The sequence below is a fragment of the Streptomyces sp. NBC_00459 genome (assembly GCF_036013955.1).
GTDB lineage: Bacteria > Actinomycetota > Actinomycetes > Streptomycetales > Streptomycetaceae > Streptomyces.
On the sequence record NZ_CP107903.1, the window covers coordinates 2055660 to 2074708 of the forward strand.

General features: G+C 71.3%; 21 protein-coding genes and 1 riboswitch. Of the genes, 10 read left to right on the plus strand and 11 right to left on the minus strand.

Features of this window, described 5'->3' with window-relative positions; translation table 11 throughout:
- The first annotated feature begins 74 nt into the window (after nucleotides 1-74).
- The 5 genes from OHN74_RS08910 (at nucleotide 75) to OHN74_RS08930 (ending at nucleotide 4966) form a co-directional block, all read left to right on the plus strand.
- Nucleotides 75-1088, plus strand: coding sequence for a DEDDh family exonuclease (locus OHN74_RS08910; RefSeq protein ID WP_327693979.1), 1014 nt, complete (start codon nucleotides 75-77; stop codon nucleotides 1086-1088).
- An 88-nt stretch (nucleotides 1089-1176) separates the two neighbouring features.
- Nucleotides 1177-1410 carry a hypothetical protein gene (locus tag OHN74_RS08915; protein WP_327693980.1) on the plus strand — a complete coding sequence of 78 codons (234 nt, stop codon included), beginning with the start codon at nucleotides 1177-1179 and terminating at the stop codon, nucleotides 1408-1410.
- An 86-nt stretch (nucleotides 1411-1496) separates the two neighbouring features.
- On the plus strand, nucleotides 1497-2303 hold the full coding sequence (locus OHN74_RS08920) for an SURF1 family cytochrome oxidase biogenesis protein (RefSeq protein WP_327693981.1): 807 nt from the start codon (nucleotides 1497-1499) through the stop codon (nucleotides 2301-2303).
- Nucleotides 2304-2363: 60 nt separating this feature from the next.
- Entirely contained in the window at nucleotides 2364-4205 is a 1842-nt protein-coding gene (locus tag OHN74_RS08925; protein WP_327693982.1) for a glycoside hydrolase family 15 protein, read from the plus strand.
- A 5-nt stretch (nucleotides 4206-4210) separates the two neighbouring features.
- On the plus strand, nucleotides 4211-4966 hold the full coding sequence (locus OHN74_RS08930) for an SDR family oxidoreductase (protein WP_327693983.1): 756 nt from the start codon (nucleotides 4211-4213) through the stop codon (nucleotides 4964-4966).
- 10 nt (nucleotides 4967-4976) lie between these two features.
- Here the strand turns inward: OHN74_RS08930 and amaP are convergent, their stop codons facing one another.
- The 8 genes from amaP to OHN74_RS08970 form a co-directional block, all read right to left on the minus strand.
- On the minus strand, nucleotides 4977-5555 hold the full coding sequence (gene amaP / locus OHN74_RS08935) for an alkaline shock response membrane anchor protein AmaP (protein ID WP_327693984.1): 579 nt from the start codon (nucleotides 5553-5555) through the stop codon (nucleotides 4977-4979).
- 6 nt (nucleotides 5556-5561) lie between these two features.
- Nucleotides 5562-6269 (minus strand): DUF6286 domain-containing protein, encoded by a 708-nt coding sequence (locus OHN74_RS08940; RefSeq protein ID WP_327693985.1) that lies wholly within the window; start codon nucleotides 6267-6269, stop codon nucleotides 5562-5564.
- Nucleotides 6266-6679 (minus strand): hypothetical protein, encoded by a 414-nt coding sequence (locus OHN74_RS08945; RefSeq protein ID WP_327693986.1) that lies wholly within the window; start codon nucleotides 6677-6679, stop codon nucleotides 6266-6268. Before OHN74_RS08945 ends, OHN74_RS08940 begins: the two co-directional genes overlap by 4 nt.
- A 6-nt stretch (nucleotides 6680-6685) precedes the next feature.
- Nucleotides 6686-6871: a hypothetical protein gene (locus OHN74_RS08950; RefSeq protein ID WP_044472255.1), complete on the minus strand. Its 186-nt coding sequence runs from the start codon at nucleotides 6869-6871 to the stop codon at nucleotides 6686-6688.
- A gap of 42 nt (nucleotides 6872-6913) precedes the next feature.
- Nucleotides 6914-7414, minus strand: coding sequence for an Asp23/Gls24 family envelope stress response protein (locus OHN74_RS08955; RefSeq protein ID WP_327693987.1), 501 nt, complete (start codon nucleotides 7412-7414; stop codon nucleotides 6914-6916).
- A gap of 168 nt (nucleotides 7415-7582) precedes the next feature.
- Nucleotides 7583-8404: an enoyl-CoA hydratase/isomerase family protein gene (locus OHN74_RS08960; protein WP_327693988.1), complete on the minus strand. Its 822-nt coding sequence runs from the start codon at nucleotides 8402-8404 to the stop codon at nucleotides 7583-7585.
- 136 nt (nucleotides 8405-8540) lie between these two features.
- Nucleotides 8541-8762, minus strand: a complete 222-nt coding sequence (locus tag OHN74_RS08965; RefSeq protein ID WP_006123601.1) for a helix-turn-helix domain-containing protein — start codon at nucleotides 8760-8762, stop codon at nucleotides 8541-8543.
- Nucleotides 8763-9126: 364 nt separating this feature from the next.
- The gene (locus OHN74_RS08970) at nucleotides 9127-10725 is read right to left on the minus strand and encodes an ABC-F family ATP-binding cassette domain-containing protein (protein ID WP_327693989.1); all 1599 of its coding nucleotides are present in this window, start codon (nucleotides 10723-10725) and stop codon (nucleotides 9127-9129) included.
- 199 nt (nucleotides 10726-10924) lie between these two features.
- Between OHN74_RS08970 and ypfJ the strand changes: the two genes are divergently transcribed.
- Both ypfJ and OHN74_RS08980 read left to right on the plus strand, forming a co-directional pair.
- Nucleotides 10925-11815, plus strand: a complete 891-nt coding sequence (gene ypfJ, locus OHN74_RS08975; protein WP_327693990.1) for a KPN_02809 family neutral zinc metallopeptidase — start codon at nucleotides 10925-10927, stop codon at nucleotides 11813-11815.
- Between the two features lie 148 nt (nucleotides 11816-11963).
- The gene (locus OHN74_RS08980) at nucleotides 11964-12377 is read left to right on the plus strand and encodes a VOC family protein (RefSeq protein WP_327693991.1); all 414 of its coding nucleotides are present in this window, start codon (nucleotides 11964-11966) and stop codon (nucleotides 12375-12377) included.
- A 181-nt stretch (nucleotides 12378-12558) separates the two neighbouring features.
- Here the strand turns inward: OHN74_RS08980 and OHN74_RS08985 are convergent, their stop codons facing one another.
- The 3 genes from OHN74_RS08985 to OHN74_RS08995 all read right to left on the minus strand — a co-directional run bounded on the left by OHN74_RS08985 (nucleotide 12559) and on the right by OHN74_RS08995 (nucleotide 16127).
- A complete protein-coding gene (locus OHN74_RS08985) occupies nucleotides 12559-13968 on the minus strand; it encodes a hypothetical protein (RefSeq protein WP_327693992.1) in 1410 nt (469 codons plus the stop codon).
- A gap of 235 nt (nucleotides 13969-14203) precedes the next feature.
- Nucleotides 14204-15331: an alpha/beta hydrolase family protein gene (locus OHN74_RS08990; protein ID WP_327693993.1), complete on the minus strand. Its 1128-nt coding sequence runs from the start codon at nucleotides 15329-15331 to the stop codon at nucleotides 14204-14206.
- Between the two features lie 70 nt (nucleotides 15332-15401).
- Nucleotides 15402-16127, minus strand: a complete 726-nt coding sequence (locus OHN74_RS08995; RefSeq protein WP_327693994.1) for a class II aldolase/adducin family protein — start codon at nucleotides 16125-16127, stop codon at nucleotides 15402-15404.
- A 195-nt stretch (nucleotides 16128-16322) separates the two neighbouring features.
- Between OHN74_RS08995 and OHN74_RS09000 the strand changes: the two genes are divergently transcribed.
- From OHN74_RS09000 to OHN74_RS09010, 3 genes are all read left to right on the plus strand, one after another.
- Entirely contained in the window at nucleotides 16323-17072 is a 750-nt protein-coding gene (locus OHN74_RS09000) for a lysozyme (RefSeq protein ID WP_327693995.1), read from the plus strand.
- 142 nt (nucleotides 17073-17214) lie between these two features.
- Nucleotides 17215-18483, plus strand: a complete 1269-nt coding sequence (locus tag OHN74_RS09005; protein ID WP_327693996.1) for an inorganic phosphate transporter — start codon at nucleotides 17215-17217, stop codon at nucleotides 18481-18483.
- 40 nt (nucleotides 18484-18523) lie between these two features.
- Nucleotides 18524-18745: a hypothetical protein gene (locus OHN74_RS09010; RefSeq protein ID WP_327693997.1), complete on the plus strand. Its 222-nt coding sequence runs from the start codon at nucleotides 18524-18526 to the stop codon at nucleotides 18743-18745.
- Between the two features lie 145 nt (nucleotides 18746-18890).
- A riboswitch (cobalamin riboswitch) is annotated at nucleotides 18891-19035 on the plus strand.
- The last annotated feature ends 14 nt before the right edge of the window (nucleotides 19036-19049 follow it).

Genomic DNA, 19049 nt, shown 5'->3' on the forward strand with positions numbered 1-19049 from the left:
GCGCTTGCTTGTTGGTGGTCTCCACCAACGGGTGCGCGACGGACTGTCAGTCGAGGCCCGTATTCTCTGGGACCATGCTCGAAGACCTGACGCCCACGCCGTCCCCCGCCCCATGGCCGGCCGCATATCCCCAGGGATACGCGGTCGTTGACGTCGAGACGACCGGTCTGTCCCGGGACGACCGGATAATCTCCGCAGCCGTCTACCGGCTCGACGCGCGCGGTGAGGTCGAGGACCACTGGTACACCACGGTCAACCCGGAGCGCGATCCGGGACCGGTGTGGATCCACGGGCTGACGAGCGACGCCCTGGAGGGGTCCCCGCTTTTCGTGGACATCGCCGAGGAGTTCGCGTCCCGGCTCGCCGACCGCGTGCTCGTCGCGCACAACGCCGTCTTCGACTGGTCGATGATCGCCCGGGAGTACGCGCGCGCGGAACGCGAGGCGCCGGTGCGGCAGCGGCTGTGCACCATCGCACTGTCCAAGGAGCTGGGACTGCCGCTGCCCAACCACAAACTGGAGACGCTGGCCGCGCACTACGGGGTCGTCCAGCAGCGGGCCCACCACGCGCTGGACGACGCGCGCGTGCTCGCCGAGACGTTCCGGCCCAGTCTGCACGCGGCGGCCCGGGGCGGCGTAAGGCTGCCGCTGCTGGAGTGCCGGGCGCTGACGGAGTGGTCGGCGCCGGCGACCGGCGCCACCCGGCCGCAGATCGGACGGCAGGCCTCCGGTGGTTACGGGGGCTCCGGCGGCTACCAGCCGACCAGTTGGCGGCCGTCCCGCAAGCGGCCCGCGTGTCCGTACCCCAACCCGGGGCGGTACGAGGACGGCAAGCCGCTCAGGCAGGGCATGCGGGTGGCGTTCTCCGGGGACACCTCGGTCGAGCGCGACCTGCTGGAGGACCGGGCCGTCGAGGCGGGGCTCCATGTCGCGACGAGCCTGTCCCGGCTGACCAGCCTGCTCGTCACCAACGACCCCGACTCCATGACCTCGAAGGTGGTCAAGGCCCGGCAGTTCGGCACTCCGGTCGTCGACGAGGCGGCCTTCGGGCAGCTGCTGCGGGACGTGGAGCCCGCGGCAGGCGGGTGACCGTGACGACCGTACGGACGGGTGATTGGCGCCCGACTCGCCCGGCGCCGTCTCGCTCGGGCGCCACCGACGGCCCACCCTGTGGCGCATGGCCAGTTGTGAAGTCTGCGGGAACAACTACGGGATGACCTTCGAGGTGCACGCGCAGGGGTCGGTGCACGTCTTCGACTGCTTCGCCTGCGCGATCCACCGTATGGCGCCCATCTGCGAGCACTGCCGGGTCCAGATCATCGGACAGGGCGTCGAGGCCGAGGGGCACTGGTACTGCGGGGCGCACTGCGCACGCGCGGAGGGGAGGGTGGGGATCGTCGACAGGGTCTGAGAAGGACCGCGGGGTCCCGGGAGGGGCCGCGACCGAGTCCGTACCCGCCTGAATGCACCCCACGGACGAGTTGTACCGTCAGTGGGGTGTACCGCTTCCTCTTGTCCCGGCAGTGGGTGATCCTCACGCTGGTCGCCCTCCTCCTCATCCCCACGATGATCAGGCTGGGCATCTGGCAGATGCACCGCTACGAAGAGCGCACCGCCCGCAACCAGCTGGTCGCCGACGCGCTCTCCGCCCAGCCGGTGCCCGTGGAGAAGCTGACCTCCCCCGGACACACCGTCACCACCGACGAGCGGTACCACACCGTCAGCGCGAAGGGTCGCTTCGACACCGACGACGAGGTCGTCGTCCGCCGCCGCACCAACTCCGACGACGAGGTCGGCTACCACGTCCTGACCCCCTTCGTCCTCGACGACGGCAGGATCCTGCTGGTCAACCGGGGCTGGATCCCCTCCGACGGTCCGAGCCAGACCGCGTTCCCCACGATCCCGGCGCCCCCGAAGGGCGAGATCACCGTCACCGGGCGGCTGATGCCCGCCGAGACGACCGCGGCGAGCGGCATCAAGGACCTCAAGGGGCTGCCGGACCGGCAGGTCATGCTGATCAACAGCGAGCAGGAGGCCCGGCGGCTGGGCGCCGAGGTGCTCGGCGGCTACATCGTGCTGACGACGCCCGAACCGAAGGGCGACACCCCTGAGCTGCTCGGCAGGCCGGGCAATGAGAACGCCGCGCTGAACTACGCCTACGCCATCCAGTGGTGGCTGTTCGCCGCGGGCGTCCCGCTGGGCTGGGTGATCCTCGTGCGCCGGGAACGCCGGGACCGTGTGGAGGCCGAGGCGGCGGCGCTGGAGGCGCAGAAGTCGCCGGACACCGAGCCCGCCGGCGTGTGACGCGACCGGCCGTGTGACGTAACCGGGGATTCCGGCGTGTGACAGGACGATCTCGTCCGAATGCCGGGGCCCCACAGCGGGAACCCGCACGTCGTGCACCCCCATCAGAATCACCGCATCCCCCGTATCGAGGACTACGCCCTCATCGGGGACCACCAGACCGCCGCGCTCGTCGGCATGAACGGTTCCGTCGACTGGCTCTGCCTGCCCCGCTTCGACTCGGCCGCCTGTTTCGCCGCGCTCCTCGGCGACGAGCGCAACGGGCACTGGCGGATCGCCCCCGAGGGCGCCGATCGCTGCACCCGGCGGGGCTACCGGCCCGGAACCCTCGTCCTCGACACCGAATGGGAGACGGACGAGGGCGCGGTACGCGTCACCGACCTGATGCCACAGCGCCACCGGGCTCCCGATCTCGTACGGATCATCGAGGGCGTACGCGGCGAGGTGACCGTCCGCAGCACGCTGCGGCTGCGGTTCGACTACGGGGCGATCGTGCCGTGGATGCGCCGGGTGAACGGGCACCGGGTGGCCGTCGCGGGGCCGGACTCGGTGTGGCTGCGCACCGACGAAGGGGTGCGCACCTGGGGCCGGGACTTCACCACGCACTCGGAGTTCACCGTCGCCGAGGGCGAACGGGTCGCGTTCGTACTGACCTGGCATCCCTCGCACGAGGCGCATCCGCCGTTCGTCGACCCGTACGAGGCGCTGGACACGGCCGTCGAGGATTGGGAGGCGTGGTCGGCCCGTTGTACGTACGCCGGGCCGCACCGGGACGCCGTCGTGCGCTCGCTGATCACGCTGAAGTCGCTGACGTACGCGCCGACCGGCGGCATCGTGGCCGCCCCCACCACCTCCCTCCCCGAGGAACTGGGCGGCGTACGCAACTGGGACTACCGCTACTGCTGGCTGCGCGACTCCACGCTCACCCTGAACGCGCTGCTGTCGGCGGGCTACCACGAGGAGGCCGAGAGCTGGCGTGACTGGCTGCTGCGGGCGGTCGCGGGCGACCCGGCGGACCTCCAGATCATGTACGGGCTCGCCGGTGAGCGCCGACTGCCCGAGTTCGAGCTGGACTGGCTGCCCGGCTTCGGCGGCTCCGCCCCGGTGCGGATCGGCAACGCGGCCGTACGGCAGCTCCAGCTCGACGTGTACGGCGAGGTGATCGACTCGCTGGCGCTGGCCCGGCGTTCGGGGCTGCCGTCCAAGCCGCACATGTGGCGGGTACAGGTGGCGCTGATGGAGTTCCTTCGGACGGCGTGGCGGCAACCGGACGAGGGGCTGTGGGAGGTGCGCGGCCCGCGCCGGCACTTCGTGCACTCGAAGGTGATGGCCTGGGTGGCGGCGGACCGCGCGGTGCGTCAGCTCGAACTCAACCCGAAGCTCAACGGCGGCGACCTCGAAGGCTGGCGGGCGATGCGCGACGAGGTGCACCGGGAGGTGTGCGAACGCGGCTACGACCCGGAACGGAACACGTTCACGCAGTTCTACGGCTCCCGCGAACTCGACGCCGCCGTGCTGCTGTTGCCCCGCGTCGGCTTCCTGCCCCCGGACGACCCGAGGATCGTCGGCACCGTCGACGCCGTCAGGGACAAGCTGGGGCACGGCGGATTCGTACGCCGCTACAGCACGGACGGTCCGGTGGTCGACGGACTGCCCGGTGACGAGGGCGTGTTCCTGGCCTGCTCGTTCTGGCTGGCGGACGCCCTGCACATGATCGGCCGCACGAACGAGGCACGCGCGCTCTTCGAACGCCTGGTCGGTCTCACCAACGACGTGGGACTGCTGGCGGAGGAGTACGACCCGGTCGCCGACCGCCAGCTCGGCAACTTCCCCCAGGCGTTCAGCCACATCGGCCTCGTCAACACAGCCCTCGCCCTGTACGGCGAGGAGCGGGCAGGATAGGGACCATGGATCTTGGACTGAAGGACCGCGTGTACGTCGTCACCGGAGCCACCCGTGGACTGGGCAACGCCGCCGCGCGCGAACTCGTCGCCGACGGCGCGAAGGTGGTCATCACGGGGCGGGACGAGAAGACGGTCGCGGAGGCCGCGGCCGAACTGGGCCCGGGGGCGGTGGGGGTGGCCGCGGACAACTCCGACCCGGAGGTCGCCCAGCGGCTCGTCGCGGCGGCCCGCGAGCACTTCGGGCGCTTCAACGGCATCCTCATCAGCGTGGGCGGCCCGGCGCCCGGGTTCGTCGCCGACAACACGGACGAGCAGTGGCAGGCCGCGTTCGACTCGGTGTTCCTGGGGGCGGTACGGCTGGCCCGCACGGCGGTCGCGGAGCTGGAGGCGGGCGGGGTCGTCGGGTTCGTGCTGTCCGGGTCGGTGCACGAGCCGATTCCGGGGCTGACCATCTCCAACGGCCTGCGGCCGGGGCTCGCCGGGTTCGCCAAGTCCCTCGCGGACGAGGTGGGGCCGCGGGGGATCCGGGTTGTGGGGTTGCTGCCGGCGCGCATCGACACGGATCGTGTGCGCGAGCTGGACGGGTTGTCGGCCGACCCGGGTGCGACCCGGGTCGCCAACGAGTCACGGATTCCGTTGCGGCGGTACGGGCGGCCGGAGGAGTTCGGGCGTACGGCGGCGTTTCTCCTTTCGCCCGCGGCAAGCTATCTGACGGGGGTCATGCTGCCTGTCGACGGAGGGATGCGGCATGGGTTCTGAGTTCTGACCACTAGTTGACCCTTTCCGCGCGGTGCTTGACGGCCCTCAGGTCCACCTCTGTCGGCAGCGACTTGAGGCCCGCCGAGTCACGGGCGTTCGCCAGGGCCTCCGCCGTGAGGCGGGTCACCGCCTCGCCCGGTGCCGCGTGTGGCTGCAGAAGGAGCTGGACTCGGGCCTCGGGTGCTGTGCGTCGGCCCGTCAGGGTGACATGGGCTCGTTCCACGCCTTCCAGGCGGGCCGCTTCTCCTGCCACCGCGTTCTCCATGGCCCGGCCTCGCAGGAGGGCGCCCTCGCCGTCGCCCGTGTCGACCAGGACCTCGGTGAGGCGGCGTCGGCGGAGTACCGCGGCCAGCCACCACAGGGCCAGGAGGACCACGAGGGCCAGGACGGCCAGCACCGTCGGCCACCACCAGCCGGCGTCGTGGTAGCGGGTCCGTTCGGCGTCGCTCAGCAGTACGTCGTGGCGGTCGTCGTGGATCCACCACGTCGGCCATCGGCTGCCCAGACCCATGGCCAGTACCGAGCCGCCGACGACGATCAGGGCCAGGCCCACGAGGCCCAGCAGTACACGGTTGACGATGCGTGGCATCCGTCCTCACCCCTTCCGGCCGGGGCGGGCGACACGCACCGACAGGACCGGCGGCCGGGACAGTCCCAGGCTCCTGATCCCGTCGGCGAGCACGGCGTCCAGGTCGGCCCGTACGTCGTCGAGTTCGCGGAAGTGGGAGACCGCGCGGACGTCGGCCCTGGTACGGGTCATCCGGACCCGGACCGACTGAATGCCGGACACCTCCATGACCCGGTCGCGCAGCACCATCGCGGCGGCGGCCCGGTGCAGACCGGCCCGGACATCGGCGTGGGTGCGCCGCATCGGCAGAACACCGCGCAGGCCGGGTGTGGCGGCGAGGACGAGCAGCCAGGCGCCGAGGACCACGGCGAGGGCGGCTCCGACCAGGACCCAGGTGTCGTCGAGGGGGCGCTCCGCGAGCTGTCCGGCGAGGGACCTGCGCCAACTCATCGCCGGGCGGTGGGCGCGTACGGCGGTGATGTCGTAGAGGAACGCGCCCGCGCCGAGGAGGAGCAGCAGCGCGAGGACGGCCGCGGGGACCCGGCGCGCCGACCAGAAGCGGCGGCCACGGGGGGCGTTGTCCGCGTCGCCGAGGGTGGGCAGGGGGTCGTGGACGGACGAGGACTGCCCCGGTCCGGTGGTGCCGATCGCCTTGTCGTCCGCGTCGTCCGTTTTCTCCAGTACTGGCAGTCGTCGGGTGTTCCCTGAGCCGTCGAAGCCCTGGGGCTCGCTCATCGCGTCCTCCCCTGTGCCTTCCCTGGTGCCGCACCGTGCGGCGGTGCCAGGTGCAGCCGCTCGATCTCGACGGCGACCTCCGGCACGTCCATTCCCGCCAGGGCGTGTACCCGCGAAGCGACCCGATCACGCACTGTCGCGCACTGGCCACCGATATCGGAGGGATACGGGAGTTCGAGGCTCACCCGGACGCGGGCCCTGTCGTGGTGGACGACGACCGTGGCGTGTGGAGGTACCGCGTCCGGGGGCAGCTCGGCGAGGGCCTCGCGGGCCGCCTGTGCGGCGATCTTCGCGACGACCCGGTCCGCGATCCGGGTGGCACCGCGTTCACCCGGAGGCACGACCACAGGTGCCCTGCCGGGCTTGCGGGTTTCCCCGGACCGCTCCCCACCGGCCTGCTCCTCGGCCACGGGGCATCACCGCCGTCTGTCGTCGCGCGTGCGGAAGAAGTCGCCCAGGTCCAGGTCGCCCTCCAGGAACCGGCCGACGACGAAGCCGAGGGCGCCCAGGGCCGCCACCAGCAGAAACGCTCCGAAGCCGCCGAAGTACCCGGCGAATCCCAGCGCCATTCCGGCGATCATGCCGATCACGGCGATGCTCATGCTGCCCTGCCTTCCCGGTTCCTTTCCGATACCCCGAATCCGTCACTGCAGCCGGGGCTCGGCTTCTTCTTCCTCTTCGTCGGGCAGCTTGACGTCCGTCACCGCGATGTTGACCTCGACGACCTCAAGGCCGGTCATCCGCTCGACGGCCGCGATGACGTTCTCCCGCACGGCCCGGGCGACGTCGCCGATCGAGACGCCGTACTCCACGACGATCTCCAGATCGAGGGCCGTCTGCACCTCGCCGACCTCGGCCTTCACACCGCGGGACACGGACTTCGAGGCACCGCCCGGCACCCGGTCGCGGACCGCGCCGAAGGTCCGGGACAGACCACTGCCCATGGCGTGCACCCCGAGGACGTCACGGGCGGCGAGCCCGGCGATCTTCTCGACGACTCCGTCGGCGATCGTGGTGCGCCCCCGTTCGGCCGGGTCACCACCGCCGCGCTTGGTGACGTTCGTCTTCCGGGGCTGGGCGGACAGCGGGTCGACGCCCTCGTTCTCGGGCCGCTCGGGCCGGTTCCGCTGGGTCATGTCGGTCATCGCCGTACATCCCTTTCGGTCGTCCTCCACGAACCACAGTAGGTGGGGTCGGGCGGACTCGCGCCGGGGATGCGGCAAGCAGGCGATGCGGATGCGGGCCGGCGTTCGGAGGAAGACCAGGGGCCGCTGCCCATCGGCAGCGGCCCCTCATGGACGGGTGCGGGCGCGTCAGTCGCCGACGCCCGCCAGGTCCCGCAGGCGGCGCGCCTGGGCGGCACGTTCGGCGGTGCGCTGTTCGTCGTACGTCCGGCCCTGGACACCGCGCAGCAGCGCCTTCGTCTCGACCAGGGCGTCGCGGGGTGCGGCGAGCAGCGCGGCCGACAGGTCGCGTACGGCGTCGTCGAGCCGCTCGACCGGTACGGCGATGTTGGCGAGGCCCGTGTTCACGGCCTCCTCGGCCTGGACGAAGCGGCCGGTCGCGCAGATCTCCAGCGCGCGGGCGTAGCCGACCAGGCCGACGAGCGGATGGGTGCCCGTCAGGTCGGGGACGAGGCCCAGGCTGGTCTCGCGCATGGCGAACTGCACGTCGTCGGCGACGACGCGCAGGTCACAGGCGAGCGCGAGCTGAAAGCCCGCGCCGACGGCGTGACCCTGGACAACGGCGATGGACACGAGGTCACTGCGCCGCCACCAGGTGAAGCCCTCCTGGTATCCGGCGATGGTGCCGTCCAGGGTGGCGTCGTCGCTGCGTGCGAGATCGATGAACGACGGCTCGCCGTCGAACCCCTCGGGCGTGAACGCCTGTCGGTCGAGTCCGGCCGAGAACGACTTGCCCTCGGCGCGCAGCACGACGACACGCACGGTGCCCGGCAGCAGCCGTCCCGCCTCGGCCAGCGCCCGCCACAGAGCGGGGCTCTGCGCGTTGCGCTTGGCCGGGTTGGTCAGCGTCACCGTGGCGACCGCGTCGTCGACGGTGAGCCGTACGCCGTCCTTGTCGAGTACGGGAACTTCGGGACCTTGACCAACGACGTCCTGGTCGAACGAAGCCATGGGGCGCCTCCGATGAGTGCGGTCGGATCAGGTGCATGCCCCCTGCGGGACGCACCTAAGTGACTGCACAGTAACCACCCGGCCGGTCAGCCGACCGACCGGGTGGTCACCATCGAAGCCGACGAGTCGTCGGGGATCAGGCCGAAGCGGCCTTCTTGCCCCGTGTCGCCCCGCCCCGGCCACGGAGCGTGACGCCCGACTCGCTGAGCATCCGGTGTACGAAGCCATACGAGCGACCGGTTTCTTCGGCCAGCGCTCGAATGCTCGCACCGGAGTCGTACTTCTTCTTCAGGTCTGCCGCGAGCTTGTCGCGCGCGGCGCCGGTCACCCGGCTGCCCTTCTTCAGAGTCTCGGCCACCCGTGCCTCCTCGTGCGGAAGTGCGCTCTGGTCCTCTCATGATCACCCCTCGAGGGCGTCATGGCCACCCATTCGGCAAGGTCCATGCGACAAGGTTTTGACGACAGGAGCGCATCCCCACAAGCGGAATTAGTAATTCCGCACGCGCTTGTCCGTACGGCCGAACGAGTTGTTCCGCGAAGTGCCTGGTCAGGAACGCGCGACGGCCGGGCCCTTGTCGATGAAGGGCCCGGCCGTGAAAAGGATGTAGGACACACCTCGGTATGAGGAGATCTCACTCAGATGATGGATCACGGATCGGCCGAATGATCCAGTGGAAGTGGATCAGCGATTCGATCAAGTGACCGTGACCACCGACAAGCGGTCAGGCGAGAGCCACCAGGTCCGCGTAGTCGGCTCCCCACAGGTCCTCGACGCCGTCCGGCAGCAGGATGATCCGCTCCGGCTGGAGCGCGTGTACGGCGCCCTCGTCGTGGGTGACGAGGACGACGGCACCCTTGTACGTGCGCAGCGCGCCGAGGATCTCCTCGCGGCTGGCCGGGTCGAGGTTGTTCGTCGGTTCGTCGAGAAGGAGCACGTTCGCGGAGGAGACCACGAGGGTCGCGAGCGCGAGGCGGGTCTTCTCCCCACCGGAGAGGACACCGGCGGGCTTGTCGACGTCGTCGCCGGAGAACAGGAACGAGCCGAGCGTCTTGCGGACCTCGACCAGGTCCAGGTCGGGGTTGGCGGAGCGCATGTTCTCCAGGACCGAGCGCTCGGGGTCGAGGGTCTCGTGCTCCTGCGCGTAGTAGCCGAGCTTGAGGCCGTGGCCCTCGATGACCTCGCCGGTGTCGGGCTTCTCGGCGCCGCCGAGCAGGCGCAGGAGGGTCGTCTTGCCGGCGCCGTTCAGGCCGAGGATGACGACCCTGGACCCCTTGTCGATGGCCAGGTCGACGTCGGTGAAGATCTCCAGGGAGCCGTACGACTTCGACAGGCCCTCCGCCATGAGCGGGGTCTTGCCGCAGGGCGCGGGCTCGGGGAAGCGCAGCTTGGCGACCTTGTCGGAGACCCGGACCGCGTCGAGCCCGGCGAGCAGCCGGTCGGCGCGCTTGGCCATGTTCTGCGCGGCGACCGTCTTGGTGGCCTTGGCGCGCATCTTGTCGGCCTGCGCGTTCAGCGCGGCGGCCTTCTTCTCGGCGTTCTGGCGCTCGCGCTTGCGGCGCTTCTCGTCGGCCTCGCGCTGCTGCTGGTAGAGCTTCCAGCCCATGTTGTAGACGTCGATCTGGGCCCGGTTGGCGTCGAGGTAGAACACCTTGTTGACGACCGTCTCCACCAGCTCGACATCGTGGGAGATCACGATGAAGCCACCGCGGTAGGTCTTCAGGTAGTCGCGCAGCCAGACGATGGAGTCCGCGTCGAGGTGGTTGGTCGGCTCGTCGAGCAGCAGGGTGTCCGCGTCAGAGAACAGGATGCGGGCCAGCTCGATTCGGCGGCGCTGACCACCGGAGAGCGTGTGCAGGGGCTGGCCGAGCACCCGGTCGGGCAGGTTGAGCGCGGCGGCGATGGTGGCGGCCTCGGCCTCCGCGGAGTAGCCGCCCTTGGTGAGGAACTCCGTCTCCTGCCGCTCGTACTGCCGCATGGCCTTCTCGCGCGTGGCGCCCGAGCCGTTGGCGATGCGCTGCTCGTTCTCGCGCATCTTGCGGATCAGGATGTCCAGGCCGCGCGCGGAGAGGATGCGGTCGCTCGCCAGCACGTCCAGGTCGCCGGTGCGGGGGTCCTGGGGGAGGTAGCCGACCTCGCCGGAGCGGGCGATCTGGCCCGCCGCGGGGATGCCCTCGCCCGCGAGGACCTTGGTGAGGGTCGTCTTGCCGGCGCCGTTGCGGCCGACCAGGCCGATGCGGTCGCCCTTGGTGATACGGAAGGTGGCGGACTCGATGAGGACACGGGCGCCGGCGCGCAGCTCGATACCGGAAGCGGAGATCACGGACAGACTCCAGGGCGGGGTTGTTGGCGGGGTGGGCGGCTGAGGACTTTCCCGCCGTCTAATGCGCGAGGAGACAGGCCATGGGGCAAGTCTAACGGGGTCGTGCAAGCACTTTCTCTGCGTGCCGGTGTTCGGGCCGGGTCCCCCGTTCGGCCCTCCGTCCGGCGCCGCAGCTCAGGCGGCGTATGAGGATGACGCCATGCAGTTCGACGACGACGCCGATCTCGACACCTCCGAGGTGCAGGACGTACGGGGCAGCCGTGTCCCGGGTGGCAGAGCGACCGTCGGGGGTGGCGTCGGTGTCCTGCTCGCGCTGCTCCTGGGACTGTTCTTCGGGGTCGGTCCGGACCAGCTGGGTCTGTCCTCCGGCGGCGACGGGCCCACGGCGACCTCCTCCTCCCTCGCGCAGGTGCAGCAGAGCTGTCGTACCGGCCGGGACGCGAACACCGAGGACGACTGCCGCATCGTGGCGGTGGTCAACAGCGTCCAGGACTTCTGGGACGGGGAGTTCGCGCGCGGCCGGGGCACGTACACGCGGTCGCCGACCGTGGTCTTCAGCGAGCGGGTGGGCACCGCGTGCGGTACGGCGACCTCCGCGGTGGGCCCGTTCTACTGTCCCGGCGACCGCAAGGTCTATCTGGACCTGGGCTTCTTCGACGAGCTGCGGACGACGTTCGGCGCCGGCGGTGGCCCGTTCGCACAGGCGTACGTGGTGGCACACGAGTACGGGCACCATGTCCAGGACCTCATGGGCACCCTGGGCAGGTCCCAGGACGGCCGTACGGGCACGAACAGCAACGCGGTACGCGTGGAGCTCCAGGCGGACTGCTACGCGGGTGTGTGGGCCCACCACGCGACCACGACGAACGACGAGTCGACGGGCCGCCCGCTGATCACCAGCCTCACCGACGCCGACATCCGGGACGGCCTGGACGCGGCGGCGGCCGTGGGCGACGACCGCATCCAGGAGCGCTTCCAGGGCCGGGTGACACCGGAGACATGGACGCACGGCTCGGCGAAGCAGCGGCAGCAGTGGTTCCACGAGGGGTACCGCACCGGGGACACGGCCCGCTGCGACACGTTCCGCTGAGCGGGGCAGCGGGACGGGACGGGCGGTGGGGCTGCTTGCCGAGGCGTTGTCAGTGGCCGGTGCAAGACTGGGCGCAGGCCGTTCTTTCCGGTTTCCGGTCGTCCGGTCTCCGGTTCTCCGGCAGCGGGACCTAGGGAGTGTGATGGGCATGGCAGGCACGAGCGGCGGGCGTCCCAGCGTCTACCCGACACTGGTGTACGCGGACGCGAAAGCGGCGATCCGGCAGCTCACGGAGGCTTTCGGCTTCACCGAGGCGTCGGTGTACGAGGGGGAGGACGGCTCGGTGCTGCACGCCGAACTGGTGCAGGGCAACGGCGCGGTGATGCTCGGCTCGAAGGGCCGCGGCGGCGTCTTCGACACGGCGATGAAGGACGCGGGCCCCTGCGGGGTGTACGTCGTCGTGGACGATGTCGACGCACACCACCAGCAGGCCGTCGAGCACGGCGCGGAGATCCTGATGCCCCCGACCGACCAGGACTACGGCTCGCGCGACTACATGGCACGCGACATCGAGGGCAACATCTGGAGCTTCGGCACCTACGCGCCCGAGATACAGGCCTGACCCCGTCCAGCCCCAGGGCAGCCCGAGGCGGCCGTGCGGTACGACTGCGCGGCCTCGGTGGAAAAACCCGGCGCGCCACCGCGTCCCGCGAGGGCGGGCGACTGTGGCGGTGCGGCTCCGCCGCGTGGGCACGGCCGGGCCACACCGGCCCGCGACACCAACCGCGCAGCCGGCGGAGCCTTCAGCTGCCTCCGGTGTGCACCTGGAAGGCGGCCCGGCGGACCGCCTTGGCGAGGGCCGGGTCGGGGTGGGCGGCGGCGAGGGCGACCAGGACCTGGACGGTGCGGGGGTGGCCGACCGCGCTCACCTCGTCGAGAAGCGCGGGGATGGTCGGCTGCACCGCGGACTCCAGATGCCGCACGAGCAGCGGCGCCTCACCGTGGTCGGCGACGGCCGCGGCGGTGTCGACCCACATCCAGGTGGCCTCCTCGCGGGTGAGCACCTCGTGGGCGTCCTCCGGGTCGATCCCGTCGTGCTCGGCCAGCCACAGCAGGGCGTACGGCCGCAGCGGGGTCTTCTCCGTCACGGCGCGCACATCGGGCTCGGCGGGGCCGCCGACCACGCGGAGCGCCTCGAAGGCGAGACCGCGCAGCAGGGCGTCCTCGCCACGGGCGGCGTCGAGGAGCTCGGCGACGGCGCTGCCGACGGGGCGGGCGGCGAGCCAGGCCCGGTACTCGGCGCGGGCCGCGTTGGGACGCAGCTGGGAGCAGCCGCGCAGCATGTCCTCGGCGTTCTGCTCGATGTTGCCGGCCGGGCTCTGCGCGGCGACACAGATCTGCTCCAGCTTGACCCACACCGCCCAGCTGCCGAGCGGGGTGAGCGTGGCATGGCCGTCGCCGTAGGTGAGGGCGCCGACGGAGGCCAGGGCGTGCAGGGCCCAGTCGAGGAGGGGGGCGAGCGGGGTGTCGACGGCGGTGGCCTCGGGCTGCTGCGGCAGCGGCTCGGGCTGGGGGCCGTAAGGGACCTCGCAGCGCTCGGTGCGCAGTTCCGTGACCCGCTGCTCCAGGAGGTCCAGGAGCTGCTCCATGGGGACGGGCCCCGCGGAGAGCTGGAGGAAGGAGAGCACCTGGGGCATCGCGGAGACGACCTCGGCGACGGCGGCGGGCTCGTGGTCCGCGGCCTCCGGGTGGGCGATCGACCAGGCGTCGAAGAGGGCGACCCAGCCGCGCAGTACGGCACTGTCGTCACGGTTCCAGGCGCGCAGGCGCCAGCCGGGGCGCGCGATGTCGCCATGTACCTCGACGAGGCCGGCGAGCCGGGCGGTGTCCCAGTCGTGGCGGACCTGATCCGGGCTCAGCCCAAGTTCGGCGGCGGCCCGTTCGGCGGTCGCGTCGGACAGGGCGCCCCTGCCGTCGGACGACCCGCCGTCATGGCCGGGCCTCAGGGAGGGGTCGGCCCAGCGGGCCACGCGGGCCGCGCCGGCCAGACCGGAGCGGGCCATTCTGGCCAGTTCCGCCGGGGCCGGTGTGCCCTCGGGCGGACGCGGGGCGGGGCGGCGCGAGCGCCGCTGGTTCATCGCTCGTGGGGCGGCGGCCAGGGGTCGCGGGCGGACAAGTCGAAGCCTGGAGTCGCGCGGGATACGGGACGTCACGGGTGCAGTCTTCCGGTTGACGGTCCGAAAACCCAAACGGAATGTCACGGCGGGCCACAGGGCTGGCCAAGGGAGGGGGGTCGGTCAGGGGTCCAGGGGGGTGTTCAAGCCAGTGGTCCAGGCTTAAACGGAAGGGGGCGCATCGTGTGGCGGTGTGGGAGCGAAGGGCTGCGGACCAGCGGTTTCGCACGGCGGGCGACAGGCGGGGCCGACGACGGCCGGGCGGCCCGGTCGTCTACATCAGCGGGGTGAGGAAGCGGCGCAGGGTCTCCTCGTACGTCGCCGGGTCCGCGTTCCACATCGCGCCGTGCGGGGCGTCCGGGACCTGGTGCAGGGTGACGAGGTCGGGGCGGCGGGCCGCGAGACGGCGGGAGGGGCCCCAGGGGGCGATCGTGTCGGCGGGGCCGTGGAGGATCAGGGCCGGGACGGGGAGCCGGGCGGGGTCGGCGGCGTGGTCGACACGGTCGCCGTGCAGACCTGTGCGGCCCTGGGCGGCGCGCACCGCCAGCGGGAGCAGCGCGCCCGGGGTGCGGCGGGCCGTGGCGAGGGCGCGCAGGGTGGTCTCCCAACTGAGCACCGGCGAGTCCAGGACCAGCCCGGAGACCCGGTCGCGCAGCGCGGAGTGGGTGGCGGCCCGCAGGGCCATGGTGGCGCCGGTGGACCAGCCGTAGAGGACGACGTGCTCGGCGCCGTGGCTCAGGGCGTACCGGATCGCCGCGTCGAGGTCGCGCCACTCGGTCTCGCCGAGGTGGCCCAGGCCGTCCTGGGGCCGGGGCGCGCCGGGATCGCCCCGGTAGGCGAGGTTCAGGACCGGGAACTGCTGGCGGTGCAGGAACGGCAGGACGTTCAGGGGGTGCTCGCGGGTGGCGCCGAGGCCGTGCACGGTGATCACCCAGGTGGTGCGGGCCCCGGGCACGAACCAGGCGGGCAGCGCGCCGAGTTCGCCGGGGATCTCGGTGTCGAGGTGGTCGAGTCCGAGGGCGCTGCCGGGATCGCCGACGTGCACGTTCGGGGTGAGCCAGACCTTGTCGCGGGGTTCCAGGGTGCCGTGGGTGACCCGTTCGAGGCGGCGTACGACGGTGTCGGCGGAGTGGGCCGCTTGGTCCAGGACGGGACCGACGACGGCGTGGGTTCCGTCACCGGCGAGGCCGTAGGTTCCGGGGCGCTGGGAGGCCAGGGCGCGGGTGAGCACGACCCGGCCGGCGGCGGTGGAGTGCACGGTGAGCACGGGCTCGGTGGGCAGGGGCCTGCCCGGGGGCGCCTTGAGGGCGGCGTCGCTGGCGTAGCGGCCGGCGGCGACACTGGCGGCGCCTGCTGCCAGGGCTGCGGTGACGGCAGCGGCCGTCGCGGTGACTGGGCGCACGGACCCAGTCTCCTTGCGGAGTGCTCCGACGGCCAGCGGGAGGACGTGGTGGGAGTGAGACTCCTCTCCCCTACCGGCCCCGCTGCCCGTACCCCTTGAGCCGCTCCCCCGCTTCTCCCACCTGTTCCGCCGACAGCAGCGTCGGCGCCAGTCCGGGCACGGAGGACGCCGTCAGCCAGACGCGGCACATCCACTCCAGCTGGGCGGTGCGGTCGTACGCCTGGTCGAGGGTGGCACCGTGGGCGAGCGTGCCGTGGTTCTGGAGGAGGCAGGCGGCTCGGTCGGTCAGGGCCCGGAGCATGTTCTCGGCCAACTCCTCCGTGCCGTATGTCGCGTACGGGGCGACTCGCACGGGGCCGCCGAGGTCGCCCGCCATGTAGTGGATCAGCGGCAGCTCTCGGACGAGCGTCGAGACGGCGGTCGCGTGGACGGCGTGGGTGTGGACGACGGCGCGGGCGTCGGTGGCGCGGTAGACGGCGAGATGCATGGGCAGTTCGCTCGTCGGGGTCAGGGTGCCGAGGACCTGTCGGCCGGTCAGGTCGACGCCGATGATGTCGCCGGGGGTGAGCCGCCTGTACGGAACGCCGGACGGGGTTACCAGGACGGTGTCCCCGACGCGCACGGAGACGTTGCCCGAGGTGCCGACCACCAGCCCGTCGGCCACCGTGCGGCGAGCGGTCTCGACGAGCCCGGCCCAGGCACGCGCCGTCTCGTCGGACACGGCGCGCCCCTGCCCCGTACCCGCTCCCTGTGCGTCGTCCCGCACGTCACGCCCGTCCCGTCGCTGCTCAGCCATGCCCCGATCCTGCCAGGCGCGGTCCCGGACCGGCTCCGGGCGAGGGCGCTTCGGGGGAACCCCGGTGACCGCAAGGGCGCGTATGCGTACGCATCGGCGCGTGCGTGCACTTTGGCCGGAGATCGCCGGAAATCCTTCGATCTTCCAGTAGCCTCCTGGAGATTTGTCACGCACGCAGCCATTCCGGGGGGACACATGGCCCGTGATCACCGAGCCTTCCGCCGCCGCTCCCGCGCTCTCGCGGCTACCGCGGCGGCGTTCGCCATCGGCGGGACCGTTCTGACGGAGGTTCCGGTCTCCGCGGCGGAGGAGCCGAAGGGGCACGACGTCTCGTCGCACCAGAAGGACGTCGACTGGCAGTCCGCGAAGGCGAAGGGCGCCGCTTTCGTATACATCAAGGCGACCGAGTCCCACACCTACCGCAGTCCGTATTTCAGCCGGCAGTACGACGGTTCACGGGCCGCGGGCCTGATCCGCGGGGCCTACCACTTCGCCCTACCGGACAGGTCGTCCGGCATCACCCAGGCCCGGTACTTCGTGCGCAACGGCGGGGCCTGGCGTGCGGACGGCCGGACGCTGCCGCCCGCGCTCGACGTCGAGTACAACCCGTACGGAAAGAACAAGTGCTACGGCCTCGACAAGGCGGAGATGGCCAGGTGGATCACGGCCTTCAGCGACGAGGTCGCCCGGCTCACCGGCCGCCGTCCGGTCATCTACACGACCGCCCACTGGTGGAACACCTGCACGAACAGCAGCAGCGTCTTCACCTCGAAGCACGCGCTGTGGCTGGCCCGCTACGACGCGGCCGACGCGGGGGCGCTGCCGTCCGGCGGCTGGAAGTCCTGGACGTTCTGGCAGTACGACAACAGCGGCCCGCTGCCGGGCGACCAGAACCTCTTCAACGGGTCGTCGGCCCAGCTCGAACGGTTCGCGAAGGGCGTCTGAGGAAGGGGCGTCACCCGTCCGGCACATCCGGAGGAGCGGCACCTCATATCAGGTCACCCGCCATCCCCCACCAGTTCATCTTCCGTTCATCCAGATTGCCTACGGTCCACATGGCACTGATGTCCCAAAGAAATCTGGGTAAATGGAAAGCTTCTCGCTGATCCTCGCGATCGTGGTCGTCACCGCGCTTGCGTTCGATTTCACGAACGGTTTCCACGACACCGCCAACGCGATGGCCACCACCATCTCGACCGGTGCACTCAAGCCCAAGGTCGCGGTCGCCATGTCGGCCGTGCTCAACCTCGTGGGCGCCTTCCTTTCCGTCGAGGTCGCCAACACGATCTCCAAGGGCCTCGTGGACGAGAGCGGTATCCGTCCCGAGGTGATCTTCGCCGCGCTGGTCGGGGCGATCCTCTGGAACCTGCTGACCTGGCTGGTCGGGCTCCCGTCCAGTTCCTCTCATGCGTTGATGGGCGGCCTGATCGGCGCGACCATCGCCTCGGCGGGCACGGGCGCCGTCCACGGCGACGTGCTGGTGACGAAGGTGCTGATCCCGGCGATCGCCGCCCCGCTGGTGGCGGGCATGGCCGCCATGCTGGCGACCCGGCTGTCGTACAGGCTCGGCGCCAGGCGGGCCGAGGGCAAGGCGGCGGAGAAGGGCTTCCGGGTCGGCCAGATCGCGTCCGCGGGCCTGGTGTCGCTGGCCCACGGCACGAACGACGCGCAGAAGACGATGGGCATCATCACCCTCGCCCTGGTCGCGGGCGGCGCCGTCTCCCCCGACTCCGATCCCCCGGTGTGGGTCATCCTCTCCGCGGGCCTGGCCATCGCGCTCGGCACGTATCTGGGCGGCTGGCGCATCATCCGGACGATGGGCAAGGGTCTTACCGACCTTCAGCCCCAGCAGGGCTTCGCCGCCCAGACCAGTGCGGCGACGGTCATCCTGGCCTCCTCCCACCTCGGCTTCTCCCTCTCCACCACGCACTCGGTGTCGGGTTCGGTGATGGGCGCGGGCCTCGGTCGCAAGGGCGGCGTGGTCCGCTGGTCGACAGCGACCCGGATGTTCGTGGCGTGGGGGCTGACACTGCCCGCGGCGGCTCTCGTCGGCGCGCTGGCGGAGTACGTCACCGGCTTCGGCGACTGGGGTACGGCTCTGGTGGCCGTCTTCCTCATCGCTTCGAGCACGGCGATCTGGGTCGTGTCGCGCCGCGAGGTGATCGACCACACGAACGTCAACCATGTCGAGGGCGAGTCCCCCGAGAGCGCCGCGGACGCAGAGCCCGCAGGCGTCATCACGACTGCCATCGCGGCTGTGACCCCGCCGCCGGTGGGCACCGTCGCCGACAACCTGACGGCGACCATCCCGTCCCCGGCCGAGGTCACGGCGAAGCCGTCGGCCACAGCCCTCTGAGTCCGGCTCCCGGTCCGAGCGAGAAGCAGAAGGAAGCAACATGAAGATCGACTGGGCAGCCCTCGGCTCCGTCTTCGGCGTCAGCCTCGTCATCACCGTGGCCATGGTGGGAGTGTTCACCCTGGGCATCGTCGGACTCTCGCGCCGCGAACGGGCGGTCGCGCAGGGCCAGTCGGCGGGTCTTGCCGTCTCCGGCGCGTACGCGTGCTTCGCCGCCTGTGCGGCAGTGGTGGCGTACGGGATCTATCTGATCGTGGCCTGACCCGGCCGGACACCCTCTCGTCGCCCGCTCCGACCGTGACCGCCCTACCGGTGGTCACGGTCGGAGCGGGCGTTTTTCGTCGCCCCGATCCGGTCGCGGTGTGGGGCTCAGCACAGTCCTCCCTTCCAGGTCAACGGCAAGTTGACGGGTGTTCCGGGCCCGTGGTGGACTGCCGGAGCCATGTACGGCGGCAGAAGAGGAAGCCGGTGCGAATCCGGCGCGGTCCCGCCACTGTCACCGGGGTAGGTAACCCGGGAGCCAGGAACTCTTGCCGCCGGTCTCGTCGAACCAGGGCGTGGACACC

Bases quoted from the DNA above. Each gene is read 5' to 3' on its own strand.
- OHN74_RS08910 (WP_327693979.1), top strand. From the start codon at position 75: ATGCTCGAAGACCTGACGCCCACGCCGTCCCCCGCCCCATGGCCGGCC.
- OHN74_RS08915 (WP_327693980.1), top strand. From the start codon at position 1,177: ATGGCCAGTTGTGAAGTCTGCGGGAACAACTACGGGATGACCTTCGAG.
- OHN74_RS08925 (WP_327693982.1), top strand. From the start codon at position 2,364: ATGCCGGGGCCCCACAGCGGGAACCCGCACGTCGTGCACCCCCATCAG.
- OHN74_RS08930 (WP_327693983.1), top strand. From the start codon at position 4,211: ATGGATCTTGGACTGAAGGACCGCGTGTACGTCGTCACCGGAGCCACC.
- amaP (WP_327693984.1), bottom strand. From the start codon at position 5,555: ATGCCACGCATCGTCAACCGTGTACTGCTGGGCCTCGTGGGCCTGGCC.
- OHN74_RS08940 (WP_327693985.1), bottom strand. From the start codon at position 6,269: ATGAGCGAGCCCCAGGGCTTCGACGGCTCAGGGAACACCCGACGACTG.
- OHN74_RS08950 (WP_044472255.1), bottom strand. From the start codon at position 6,871: ATGAGCATCGCCGTGATCGGCATGATCGCCGGAATGGCGCTGGGATTC.
- OHN74_RS08955 (WP_327693987.1), bottom strand. From the start codon at position 7,414: ATGACCGACATGACCCAGCGGAACCGGCCCGAGCGGCCCGAGAACGAG.
- OHN74_RS08960 (WP_327693988.1), bottom strand. From the start codon at position 8,404: ATGGCTTCGTTCGACCAGGACGTCGTTGGTCAAGGTCCCGAAGTTCCC.
- ypfJ (WP_327693990.1), top strand. From the start codon at position 10,925: ATGCAGTTCGACGACGACGCCGATCTCGACACCTCCGAGGTGCAGGAC.
- OHN74_RS08980 (WP_327693991.1), top strand. From the start codon at position 11,964: ATGGCAGGCACGAGCGGCGGGCGTCCCAGCGTCTACCCGACACTGGTG.
- OHN74_RS08995 (WP_327693994.1), bottom strand. From the start codon at position 16,127: ATGGCTGAGCAGCGACGGGACGGGCGTGACGTGCGGGACGACGCACAG.
- OHN74_RS09000 (WP_327693995.1), top strand. From the start codon at position 16,323: ATGGCCCGTGATCACCGAGCCTTCCGCCGCCGCTCCCGCGCTCTCGCG.
- OHN74_RS09005 (WP_327693996.1), top strand. From the start codon at position 17,215: ATGGAAAGCTTCTCGCTGATCCTCGCGATCGTGGTCGTCACCGCGCTT.
- OHN74_RS09010 (WP_327693997.1), top strand. From the start codon at position 18,524: ATGAAGATCGACTGGGCAGCCCTCGGCTCCGTCTTCGGCGTCAGCCTC.